At 34.0% G+C, this 12297-nt stretch carries 15 protein-coding genes and 1 other annotated feature; all 15 genes read left to right on the top strand.

All coding sequences use genetic code 11. From position 1 onward, the window contains the following. The first annotated feature begins 94 nt into the window (after positions 1-94). The 15 genes from ACF91D_RS23440 (at position 95) to secDF (ending at position 12034) form a co-directional block, all read left to right on the top strand. A complete protein-coding gene (locus tag ACF91D_RS23440) occupies positions 95-556 on the top strand; it encodes a DUF4930 family protein (protein ID WP_042738491.1) in 462 nt (153 codons plus the stop codon). 69 nt (positions 557-625) lie between these two features. Continuing rightward, positions 626-778 (top strand): hypothetical protein, encoded by a 153-nt coding sequence (locus ACF91D_RS23435; protein WP_107527229.1) that lies wholly within the window; start codon positions 626-628, stop codon positions 776-778. A gap of 281 nt (positions 779-1059) precedes the next feature. After that, positions 1060-1902 (top strand): rod shape-determining protein MreC, encoded by an 843-nt coding sequence (mreC, locus tag ACF91D_RS23430; protein WP_107527228.1) that lies wholly within the window; start codon positions 1060-1062, stop codon positions 1900-1902. After that, positions 1902-2420, top strand: a complete 519-nt coding sequence (gene mreD, locus ACF91D_RS23425; RefSeq protein WP_042738493.1) for a rod shape-determining protein MreD — start codon at positions 1902-1904, stop codon at positions 2418-2420. Before mreC ends, mreD begins: the two co-directional genes overlap by 1 nt. 35 nt (positions 2421-2455) lie before the next feature. Continuing rightward, positions 2456-2529: a sequence feature (ribosomal protein L21 leader region), on the top strand. A gap of 12 nt (positions 2530-2541) precedes the next feature. Beyond that, a complete protein-coding gene (rplU, locus tag ACF91D_RS23420; RefSeq protein WP_042738494.1) occupies positions 2542-2850 on the top strand; it encodes a 50S ribosomal protein L21 in 309 nt (102 codons plus the stop codon). A gap of 2 nt (positions 2851-2852) precedes the next feature. After that, positions 2853-3173 carry a ribosomal-processing cysteine protease Prp gene (locus ACF91D_RS23415; protein ID WP_042738495.1) on the top strand — a complete coding sequence of 107 codons (321 nt, stop codon included), beginning with the start codon at positions 2853-2855 and terminating at the stop codon, positions 3171-3173. An 11-nt stretch (positions 3174-3184) separates the two neighbouring features. Then, on the top strand, positions 3185-3469 hold the full coding sequence (rpmA, locus tag ACF91D_RS23410) for a 50S ribosomal protein L27 (protein ID WP_042738496.1): 285 nt from the start codon (positions 3185-3187) through the stop codon (positions 3467-3469). Positions 3470-3599: 130 nt separating this feature from the next. After that, on the top strand, positions 3600-4892 hold the full coding sequence (obgE, locus tag ACF91D_RS23405) for a GTPase ObgE (RefSeq protein WP_042738497.1): 1293 nt from the start codon (positions 3600-3602) through the stop codon (positions 4890-4892). Positions 4893-4903: 11 nt separating this feature from the next. Next, positions 4904-5359, top strand: coding sequence for an ACT domain-containing protein (locus tag ACF91D_RS23400; protein WP_042738498.1), 456 nt, complete (start codon positions 4904-4906; stop codon positions 5357-5359). 12 nt (positions 5360-5371) lie between these two features. Further along, on the top strand, positions 5372-5974 hold the full coding sequence (gene ruvA / locus ACF91D_RS23395; protein ID WP_107589615.1) for a Holliday junction branch migration protein RuvA: 603 nt from the start codon (positions 5372-5374) through the stop codon (positions 5972-5974). 32 nt (positions 5975-6006) lie between these two features. Continuing rightward, positions 6007-7008, top strand: a complete 1002-nt coding sequence (ruvB, locus tag ACF91D_RS23390; RefSeq protein WP_042738500.1) for a Holliday junction branch migration DNA helicase RuvB — start codon at positions 6007-6009, stop codon at positions 7006-7008. Between the two features lies 1 nt (position 7009). After that, positions 7010-8035, top strand: a complete 1026-nt coding sequence (gene queA, locus ACF91D_RS23385; protein WP_042738501.1) for a tRNA preQ1(34) S-adenosylmethionine ribosyltransferase-isomerase QueA — start codon at positions 7010-7012, stop codon at positions 8033-8035. 21 nt (positions 8036-8056) lie between these two features. Next, positions 8057-9196: a tRNA guanosine(34) transglycosylase Tgt gene (tgt, locus tag ACF91D_RS23380; protein ID WP_042738502.1), complete on the top strand. Its 1140-nt coding sequence runs from the start codon at positions 8057-8059 to the stop codon at positions 9194-9196. A gap of 16 nt (positions 9197-9212) precedes the next feature. After that, positions 9213-9473 (top strand): preprotein translocase subunit YajC, encoded by a 261-nt coding sequence (gene yajC / locus ACF91D_RS23375; RefSeq protein ID WP_042738503.1) that lies wholly within the window; start codon positions 9213-9215, stop codon positions 9471-9473. Between the two features lie 284 nt (positions 9474-9757). Beyond that, the gene (secDF, locus tag ACF91D_RS23370) at positions 9758-12034 is read left to right on the top strand and encodes a protein translocase subunit SecDF (protein ID WP_107527225.1); all 2277 of its coding nucleotides are present in this window, start codon (positions 9758-9760) and stop codon (positions 12032-12034) included. The last annotated feature ends 263 nt before the right edge of the window (positions 12035-12297 follow it).

Genomic DNA, 12297 nt, shown 5'->3' with positions numbered 1-12297 from the left:
CGGTCTATAGTAAAGTTTTAAATACACCTATAGACTGATGTTTAAAGGTGTTAGATGGATTTATAATGTAAATGTTGAAGTAGGAGGATGGTTCATGCGGTTTATATTTAGTCTGATAAAAAATATTATAGCTGTCATTGCAATAATTATAATTGTGTTTTTCGCATTGAAATATGCCCCTTTTTTAAAGGATCAAGAATGGAATCCTGTCCATAATAATAGACCTCCTATGAGTGAAAACGCACCACCTGAAGGTCAATTAAATGGTGGGCAAAGGTATACGTTAGAGGAAAATGATTTATTAAATAACGTGCCGCTTAGTCAAACTAAAAATATGTTTAATTGGATTAATAAGAAGGAGTTTATGTCTGTATCTGGTATTGGCAGAATGGGATATAATGATAAATATTTAGCTGGTCAACGTGGTGACCAATTTATTATTTATAAATTTGGCTCTGATAGTATAAGAGTTTATAAAACAGAAATCGAGATGCAACAAGATTTAAATAAACTTGGACAACATATTGAGTTACGTCCACCGTCAAGTTTCGAGTAACACGTTTGAATTCTGTCATGAAATGCGTTAGCCTTATTATGAAAATAGTTAAAGGTTGGTGTATAAATTATGAGTGAACAATCTAAAGAAAAGAAAGCAGACGAACAAGCGAAAGCACAAAACTTGTTTGCACGTTGGCGTAAAGAGGAAACACTGTATAAAGAAGATGAAAAAGAAGAAAAAGCATCAGCTGAAACTGAAGATTCTGATGATAAAGCTTAATTTCAAAATAAATTGATACGTCTCTATGGTTAGAGGCGTATTTTTTATGCATAAAATTAAAGGTGGTCTCATTATTAGTCTATTGAATATAGTCATGTTTTATATTGAATGTTTCAGGGCACTATTTAATAGATATTGTTGTTTGAAATGTTATTTATTGTTTAATAGAAACTGGAATAAATTTTTATTCTACAATATTAGGGTTCGCGCTTTATTTCAGGCTATTTGTAATATAAAATGATATCAGAACATAAAATAGTAGGTTAATAGAGGTGTTTAGGTTGTCAAAGTTCTTTAAAAATAACAAAGCGATTGTTATTTTATGTGCAATCATAGTGTTTATAGCCTTGATTGGCGTATCTTTGCGCTCTCAATCGCAATCACCTGTAGAACAATATGTGGGTGATTCGGTCTCATTTGGGCAAAGAGTAGTAAGTTATCCTGTTCAATTTGTAACAGGATCTATTGGAAATTTGTTCTCTGGCAATAGTTCCGAGGAGCAAAGTAGTAAAATTAAGAAATTGGAAGCGGAGAACGAAAGGCTTAAAGGGGAGAATAAGAAATACAAAAAGGAATTAGATATTGATGATATTTCTAAATTTGATCCCATTTCAAGCACCGTTTTATCTAGGAATCCAGATCAATGGATGAATACCTTAGTTATCAATCAAGGTTCGAAAGATGGAATAGAAAAGAACATGGCTGTATTAACTTCTGAAGGTTTAGTAGGGCGCATCTCTAAAGTAAATCAATTTTCATCTCAGGTCGATTTGATATCCACGAACACACGATCTAACCGATTGTCTGTTAATATCCAACATAAAGGTAAAAATGTATTTGGACTCATAGACAATTATGATGAAAAAACAGACGAACTTGTGATTACGGATATCGATAATAAAGATAGTGTTAAAAAAGGAGATAAAGTAGTTACAAGTGGATTAGCTGATCAGCTTCCTAGCGGTATTTACATAGGTGAAGTGGAAAAAGTTCAAAAAGACGAATATGGTTTATCTAAAGAGGTCAAAGTGAAAACTGCAACAAATTTGACTGATTTAAATCATGTATACGTTGCTAAGAGAAATCCTTCCACAATACCAGATAATGAAAGCGGTGGTAATTAATGCGTTCACTGTATTATTTTCTAATTGGTATTGTGCTATTTTACATCGATACTGTAATCGGATTAGTAATTCCGATGCAAATTGGACAAAAGGATATTATTTTTGTTCCACATCTTACATTGATGTATATATTAATCATCTGTGTATACAGAAGTTTTAATGTTGCTATGATATTAGGTGCTGTACTCGGTTTGATTACGGATATTTATTTTGGAAGTTTCTATGGCTTGTATTTATTTGGTTATATATTACTAGTTGTGTTGATGGATTTTTTCTTTAGATCATTTTATCGAGACAAAGTCATGTTATTTATAGCTACTTGGGCTTCAATACTAGTGCTAGAAATTTATGTCGCTATTATATATGCAACTTTAGGATTGATACATTTTAATTTAGTAGATTTTGTATTATTTAGAATTTTACCAACATTATTATTAAACTTTTTATTATTATTAATTGTATTTCCATTAATCACAAAATTTTTGAGAAAAGTTCAAATCAAGATTGACAGTAAATAGTTGTGATGCTAAAATGCAGTAGTTGAGTAGTTTATAGCTACATACAACCGCTCAGATTCAGGTTCAAGTACAAGATTGTCACCTGTCTTTGGCGTGACTTAAATTATAGGAGGTGCAAAGTATGTTTGCTATTATTGAAACAGGTGGAAAACAAGTTAAAGTTGAAGAAGGTCAAGAAATCTTCGTTGAGAAATTAGAAGCAAATGAAGGAGATTCATTTACTTTTGATAAAGTCTTATTCGTAGGTGGAGACGCAGTTAAAGTTGGTGCGCCAACAGTTGAAGGTGCTACTGTTACTGCTACAGTTGAAAAACACGGTCGTGGTAAGAAAATCACTGTATTCACTTACAAACGTCGTAAAGACTCTAAACGTAAAAAAGGTCATCGTCAACCTTACACTAAATTAACAATCAACAAAATCAACGCATAATAATGATTTCAGTTGATGTTACACTGAATGATGCAGGTCAAGTTACTGACGTAGTTATGGATGGTCATGCTGATCATGGTGACTATGGTCATGATATTGTTTGTGCCGGAGCATCTGCAGTGCTATTTGGTAGTGTGAATGCTATTATGGGATTGACATCTGAGAAACCAGATATCAATTATAATGACGATGGCGGGCATTTTCATATTAGAAGTGTCGATACCAATAATGAACAAGCGCAATTAATTCTTCAAGCAATGTTAGTATCTTTACAAACAATTGAAGAGGAATATAAAGAAAACATTAGACTAAATTATAAGTGAGGTGCAACCAAATGTTAAAATTAAACTTACAATTCTTCGCATCTAAAAAAGGGGTAAGTTCTACAAAAAACGGACGTGACTCTGAATCAAAACGTTTAGGTGCTAAACGTGCTGACGGTCAATACGTTACTGGCGGTTCAATCTTATTCCGTCAACGTGGTACTAAAATCTACCCTGGTGAAAATGTAGGTCGTGGTGGCGACGATACATTATTCGCTAAAATCGACGGCGTTGTTAAATTCGAACGCAAAGGTCGCGACAAAAAACAAGTTTCTGTATACGCAGCAGCTGAGTAATTTTGTCAACGTTAACACCAGAAGTGATTACTTCTGGTGTTTATTTTTTGTCTTTATTTCTAGTTTTTTGAGATAATGCTATAATATATAAGAATTAAAAAAATAAAATGAATGAAAAAGAGGTGAAATCATGTTTGTCGATCAGGTTAAGATATCACTTAAAGCAGGTGATGGTGGTAACGGTATAACTGCATACCGTAGAGAGAAATATGTTCCGTTTGGTGGACCAGCAGGCGGTGACGGCGGTGATGGTGCTTCAATAATATTTGAGGTAGATGAAGGTTTAAGAACTTTATTAGATTTTAGATATCAAACGCATTTTAAAGCTAAACGTGGCGAAGGTGGCCAAAGTAGTAACATGCATGGTAAAAATGCTGAGCATTTAGTATTAAAGGTTCCACCAGGTACAATTGTTAAAAGTGTTGAAACTGAAGAGGTATTAGCAGATTTGGTAGAAGATGGCCAACAAGCTGTTGTGGCTAAAGGTGGCCGCGGCGGACGTGGTAATTCACGTTTCGCTTCTCCAAGAAACCCAGCACCGGACTTTAGTGAAAATGGTGAACCGGGTGAAGAGATCGAAGTAACGCTAGAGTTGAAATTATTAGCAGATGTCGGTTTAGTTGGGTTCCCAAGTGTTGGTAAATCTACATTATTATCTATTGTGTCTAAAGCGAAACCGAAAATTGGTGCGTATCATTTCACAACGATTAAACCTAATTTAGGTGTAGTTTCTACAAAGGACCAAAGAAGCTTTGTATTAGCAGACTTACCAGGTTTAATTGAAGGTGCGGCTGAAGGTGTAGGCTTAGGTCATCAATTTTTAAAACACGTTGAACGTACAAAAGTAATTGTACATATGATTGATATGAGTGGTTCAGAAGGGCGTGATCCTTTCGAAGACTACAAGGTCATTAATGACGAGCTGAAAGCATATGAACAACGTTTGGAAGATAGACCTCAAATTGTTGTGGCAAATAAAATGGATATGCCTGATGCTGAAGATAATTTACAATTGTTTAAAGAACAAGTCGATGATGACAGTGTGGAAATCATTGCAATTTCAACATTTACAAGAGAGAATATAGATCATTTATTATATGCTATCGCAGATAAACTAGAAGAAGTGAAAGATGTCGATTTCAATAAAGAAGACGAAGATTTAGGTGTTAACCGAGTATTATACAAACATACACCAAGTCAAGATAAGTTCACAATTACTAGAGATGATGATGCGGCATATGTTGTAAGTGGTAAAGCAATTGAACGTATGTTCAAGATGACTGATTTCAACAGTGATCCTGCAGTACGACGATTCGCACGTCAAATGAGATCTATGGGAATCGATGATGCATTAAGAGCGCGTGGTTGTAAAAACGGCGATATCGTAAGAATTCTTGGTGGAGAATTTGAATTTATTGAATAGGAGTGCTTGAAATGGACGAAAAAGATTATAAAAAGTTTTATTTAATTAGGGAAGATGTGCTACCAGAATCGGTCGTGAAAACTCTTAAAATTAAAGATCTTTTAAAGAATGATCCTTCTATGTCCATTTTCGAAGCAGTTAAGAAATTCGATTTATCTAGAAGTGCTTTTTACAAATATCGAGATACTATTTTTCCAATTGATGAAAAAATGGAAGAAACGCGTGAGTTTACTTTGATATTATATGTAAATGATATTGTGGGGATGCTTGCGGGTGTATTGAATACGATTTCTCAATTGAGTTTGTCGGTGCTAACAATACACCAGAGTATTCCAATGGAAGGTAGAGCAACTATTACGCTCTCATTAGATGCAAAAGGTACAAATTTAGAAGTAGATGATGTTATTCAGGCATTGAATAAAGTTGATCAAGTTTCTAAAGTGGATTTAATTAGTATGACCATATAAGGAAGTGTAAATGTGTACGCATATATTAAAGGTATATTATCGGAATTGCACCCAACTCATGTTGTGTTAGAAACGGCGGGCATCGGTTATGAAATTCAAACACCTAATTCATATCGTTTTCAAAAATATTTAGAACAAGAAGTCATTATCCATACTTCTTTAATAGTTAGAGAAGATGCGCAATTATTGTATGGATTTATGAATCAAGAAGAAAAAGATATGTTCTTAAATCTAATCAAAGTAACAGGTATTGGACCTAAATCTGCATTGGCGATTCTTGCCAGTAGTTCTCCAAATGAGGTTAAAATTGCTATCGAAAATGAAAATGATGCATATTTAACTAAATTCCCAGGAATTGGTAAGAAAACTGCACGTCAGATTGTTTTAGACTTAAAAGGTAAAGTGCAAATTAACGATATTGATGAACGACAACAATTAGACTTAGGTGTAGAAGACGATAGTGCTTCACAAGTTATAAAGGAAGCTTTACTAGCACTTGAGGCACTTGGTTATTCTAAGCGTGAATTAACTAAAGTTGAGAAAGCTTTAAATAAAGATACATTTGAATCAGTGGATGAAGCAGTCAAACGTGGTTTACAGTTATTAGTTTCCTAAATATGAATTTATAAATTTAGAGGGGGATAAATGTGGATGAAAGAATGGTAGATCAATCAATGCATGAAGATGAAACGTCATTTGAATATTCTTTAAGGCCGACTAAACTAAGGCAGTATATAGGCCAATCAGCGATAAAGTCGAATTTAGAGGTGTTTATCAAAGCGGCAAAACTACGTCAGGAACCATTAGATCACGTATTGTTATTCGGTCCCCCTGGTTTAGGAAAAACAACTTTATCTCATATTATTGCAAATGAAATGGATGTAAATATTAGAACAGTTTCGGGACCTTCAATCGAGCGCCCTGGCGATTTAGCTGCAATATTATCAGGATTACAACCTGGCGATGTTTTATTTATTGATGAAATACATAGATTGAGCAGTGTTGTTGAAGAAGTATTATATCCTGCAATGGAGGATTTCTTTTTAGATATCGTAATCGGTAAAGGTGAAGAAGCAAGAAGCATTCGTATTGACTTACCACCATTTACATTAATTGGAGCTACAACAAGAGCAGGTAGCTTATCTGCACCCTTAAGAGATAGATTTGGCGTACATTTAAGATTAGAATATTATAAAGAAACTGAATTAAAGGAAATTATTATTCGAACTGCTGAAGTACTTGGAACTTCCATTGATGAAGAAAGTGCAATTGAATTGGCAAAGCGTAGTAGAGGTACACCGCGTGTTGCAAATAGATTGTTAAAACGAGTTCGTGATTTCCAACAAGTGAATAATGATGAGATTATTCATATTGATACAACGAAGCATTCGCTTGAGTTATTGCAAGTTGATGATCAAGGATTAGATTATATTGACCATAAAATGATGAATTGTATTTTACAACAGTATAGTGGAGGTCCGGTTGGATTGGATACGATTGCTGTATCAATAGGTGAAGAACGAGTTACGATTGAAGATGTTTATGAGCCGTTTTTAATTCAAAAGGGCTTTATTGAAAGAACACCAAGAGGTCGTAAAGCAACGGCATATGCATATGAACATTTTGGAAAGAATGAAAAGAGGGACTAAGTTGGATATTGAAGCGTTTGATTACCATTTACCTGAGTCACTAATTGCTCAAACACCTTTGAAAAATAGAGATGAGAGCAGACTTTTAGTGTTGGGTAAAGATTCTGGAGACATTGAACATAGACAATTTAAAAATGTGATTGAATACCTAAATGAAGGAGACACGTTAGTCTTAAATGACACACGTGTAATGCCAGCAAGATTATTTGGTTTGAAAGAAGATACTGGAGCCAAAGTTGAAATGCTTATGCTGACACAAATAGAAGGCAATGATTGGGAAGTATTATTGAAACCTGCAAAACGAATTAAAGTAGGAAATAAGCTATCCTTTGGTGACGGGAAAATTGTTGCAGAGTGTATGGAAGAACTTGACCAGGGTGGACGTATAATGCGATTGCATTATGAAGGTATATTGCAAGAACGTCTAGATGAACTTGGTGAAATGCCTCTACCGCCATATATCAAAGAACGTTTAGATGATCAGGAGCGTTATCAAACTGTTTATGCCAAAGAATCAGGGTCTGCAGCCGCACCAACAGCAGGATTACATTTTACGGATGACTTATTACAACAAATCAGAGATAAAGGTGTTAACATTGCCTTTGTTACACTACATGTAGGACTTGGAACGTTTAGACCTGTTAGTGTGGATAATATAGATGATCACGAAATGCATAGTGAATATTATCAAATTAATCAAGAAACTGCAGACTTGTTGAATGCTACAAGAGCACAAGGTAAACGTATTATTTCAGTTGGAACAACGTCAACTAGAACATTGGAAACAATCATGCAGTCCAACGAATCGTTTGTAGCACAAAGTGGTTGGACAGATATTTTTATTTATCCTGGTTTTGAATATAAGGCAATTGATGGATTAATTACTAACTTCCATTTGCCTAAATCAACACTAGTGATGTTAGTATCTGCTTTTAGTTCACGTGATTATATTATTAATGCATATCAAAAAGCAGTTGAGTTAGAATATAGATTCTTTAGTTTTGGAGACGCAATGTTAATTATTTAAGGGAATTGAGAGGAGATTATTATGCCAGCAGTTACTTATGAACATATTAAGACTTGTAAGCAATCTGGTGCGAGATTGGGTATTGTTCACACACCGCATGGCTCTTTTGAAACACCAATGTTTATGCCAGTAGGAACAAAAGCAACGGTAAAAACAATGAGCCCTGAAGAGTTAAAGCAAATGGAAGCTAAAATCATCTTAGGAAACACATATCATTTGTGGTTACAACCAGGAAATGATATCATCAGAAAGAGTGGGGGCTTGCATCAGTTCATGAACTGGGATGGTCCGATACTGACTGATTCTGGTGGTTTCCAGGTGTTTAGTTTGAGTAATTTAAGAAATATTACTGAAAAGGGCGTTGAGTTTCGTCATCATACTAATGGTTCTAAGTTATTCTTAAGTCCAGAGAAGTCGATGGAAATTCAAAATGATTTAGGTTCAGATATTATGATGGCTTTTGATGAATGTCCACCAATGCCAGCTGAATACCAATATGTAAAGGATTCAATTGAACGAACAACAAGATGGGCTGAGAGATGTTTAAAGGCACATAAGAGACCTGAGGATCAAGCATTATTTGGTATTATTCAAGGTGGGGAATACAAAGATTTAAGACAACAAAGTGCTGAGGAATTAGTTGCTTTGAATTTCCCTGGATATGCAATCGGTGGTTTATCAGTTGGTGAACCGAAACCTGTTATGTATGATATGGTTGAGCATACAGAACAATTCATGCCTAAAGATAAACCGCGTTATTTAATGGGAGTAGGATCTCCGGATGCATTAATTGAATGTAGTATTCGTGGTATGGATATGTTTGATTGTGTGTTACCTACACGTATTGCACGAAATGGGACATGTATGACATCCGAAGGCCGATTAATTATCAAAAATGCTAAATACGCAGAAGATTTGCGACCACTTGATGAGAATTGCGACTGCTATACATGTAAGAATTATAGTAGAGCTTACATAAGACACTTAATCAAAGCAGAAGAAACTTTTGGTATCCGTCTTACTACTTATCATAATTTACATTTTCTGCTTAAATTAATGGAAAATATACGACAAGCTATTCGTGAAGATCGTCTTCTTGATTTTAAAGAAGAATTTTTTGAGCAGTATGGGCTTAATGTAGAGAACCCAAAAAACTTTTAAAGAGGAGCAATAAACTATGCAATTTACTTCATTGATATTACCAATTTTATTATTAGTATTAATGTGGTTCTTCTTAATCAGACCACAACAAAAGAAAGCCAAAGAGCATCGTGAAATGATTAGTCAAGTAACAACTGGTCAACACGTAACAACAATTGGCGGTATTAAAGGGACTGTACGTAGTGTAGATGAAACTACAGTAGTACTATCATTAAATAGTAATGGTACTGAAATTACTTTAGAGAAACCAGCAATTAAACAAGTGGATCCATCATAATTTGGATTGTTAAGAACCGATGTCTGACATCGGTTCTTTTTTTATGATTTATAGCTAATCGTTTCATAAGCGGGTATGGAAATAGATAAAGATGTAAAAAGTTTGTTATATAAACGCTTACAATATGTTTTTTAATTTACAAATAGTTGAGTTGGTTTTTCCTATGGTTGTAATATGTTAAGATATATAAGGTCATACAGTTAGATTTCAAAGCTTTATAAGACTTGCAAACAAACGTTTTAATCAAGTATTCTTATAACATAAGCTAACAATGAGGTGTTTAAGTGAAAAAAGGTAGTAGAATAGTTGCATTCTTATTACTTGTAGTCCTTCTTTTTGCAGGAATGGGACTTACATATAAGAATGTAGTTAAAGATGTTAACCTTGGTTTAGACCTCCAAGGTGGTTTTGAAGTCTTATATCAAGTTGATCCTTTGCAAAAAGGTGACAAGATAGACGATAAAGCGGTAAAAGCAACCGCTAAGACACTAGAGAACCGTGTCAATGTTCTCGGGGTTTCAGAACCTAAAATACAGGTCGAAGATAAGAACAGAATTCGTGTTCAACTTGCTGGAATTAAGAATCAATCACAAGCAAGAGATATTTTATCATCACAAGCTAATTTAACGATTCGTGATGCTGACGACAATGTTAAATTAACAGGTAAAGATATTCAACAAGGTTCTGCTAAGCAAGAATTTAAACAAAATACGAACCAACCTGCAGTTACTTTCAAATTAAAAGATAGTGATAAATTTAGAAAAGTAACAGAAGAAATTTCTAAAAAAGATGAAAATGTAATGGTCGTATGGTTAGATCATCAAAAAGGAGATACGTATCATAAGGAAAAAGATAAAAAAGATCCTAAATACGTTTCTGCTGCATCAGTCGATAAACCTATCAATTCAGATAGTGTAGAAATTTCTGGTGGTTTTAACGGCGAAAAAGGTGTAGAAAAAGCAAAACAGATTTCAGAATTACTTAATGCAGGTTCTTTACCTGTTGATTTAAAAGAAATTTATTCTAATTCTGTTGGTGCCCAATTCGGCCAAGATGCACTAGATAAAACTGTACTTGCGGCATTTGTTGGTGTCGGTATTATTTATCTATTTATGTTAGGTTTCTATCGTTTGCCAGGTCTAGTAGCGGTTATCGCATTAACTGCTTATATCTATTTAACGCTTGTTGCGTTTAACTTTATTTCTGGTGTGTTAACACTGCCAGGTTTAGCCGCATTAGTTTTAGGTGTAGGTATGGCAGTCGATGCTAACATCATTATGTATGAACGGATAAAAGATGAGTTGAAGATAGGAAGGACGCTTAAACAGGCTTATAAACGAGCGAATAAAAGCTCATTCCTTACAATTGTCGATGCTCAGCTAACGACAGTAATTGCAGCGGCAGTGTTATTCTTCTTTGGTGAAAGTTCAGTTAAAGGTTTCGCAACAATGTTGCTATTAGGTATACTAATGATCTTTGTAACAGCAGTGTTCTTATCTAGAGCGCTCTTATCATTATTAGTATCATCAAACTTCTTTAAGAAATCTTATTGGTTATTTGGTGTTAAAAGGAAAGAAAGATATGATATTAACGACAGTAAAGATGTCCATGACTTAAAAACACCTTATGAAAAAATAGACTTTGTTAAATTAGCCAAACCATTAATATCATTAAGTGTATTAATACTAATTGTTGGGGCAATCATTCTATTTATCTTCCGATTAAATCTAGGAATTGATTTCACAAGTGGTACACGAGTTGACTTTGAATCTGATCATAAAGTATCAGACACGAAAATTGAAAAGACACTCGCAGCTAAAGATTTCAAACCTGATCAAGTTTCATTGGGAGAAAATGGTAAAAATGCTACTGTCCAATTTAAGAAAGATTTATCTAAGGAAGATGTTTCAAAAATTAAAAATATCATACACAGTAACTATGGTCATGACCCAACTGTAAATACGGTTTCACCGGTTATCGGTCAAGAATTGGCTAAAAATGCAATGTTAGCATTGCTATACGCTTCAATTGGTATAATTATTTATATTTCATTCCGATTTGAATGGAGAATGGGACTATCTTCAATCTTAGCATTGTTACATGATGCGTTTATGATAGTCGCAGTATTTAGTTTATTCCGTCTCGAAGTTGATATCACATTCATTGCGGCAGTGTTGACAATTGTTGGTTATTCTATAAACGACACTATTGTTACATTTGATAGGGTACGTGAGAACTTACACAAAATAAAAGTAATCACAAAAACATCGCAAATTGATGATATTGTAAATAGATCAATTAGACAGACGATGACTCGCTCAATTAACACTGTATTAACAGTAGTTATTGTAGTGGTTGCATTATTATTATTTGGAGCACCAAGCATCTTCAACTTCTCATTAGCGTTACTTGTTGGTTTAATTATGGGTGTATTCTCATCTGTATTTATTGCAGTACCGTTATGGGGCATTATGAAGAAACGACAACTTAAGAAAACAGATAATCATAAATTAGTTGTATATAAAGAAAAGAAATCTAATGATGAAAAAATCTTAGTATAAAAGAATAAGACAAAGATTTTGAATATAGATTTCCAAGCTTGAAATGAAGAATCTTATTTGAATACGATATACTCCCTTCATAGTTGACGCTGACAAATGCTGACTATGAAGGGAGTTTTTTATCGCTAAATGAAATTGTATGTTACATAAAATGAATTCTTTGAATTTTACCTTATATTAATATGTGGATTCAGGACTTTTACGAACTGTGTAAATAAAATGCATATCTCAATAATGTCAGTCAATGGTCTACTGTTGAGCTG

The organism is Staphylococcus sp. 231237_7MaSpsaltlick (assembly GCF_043107035.1).
Note: the sequence above shows the minus strand (reverse complement) of the source record. Positions and strands in the feature narration are given on the sequence as shown.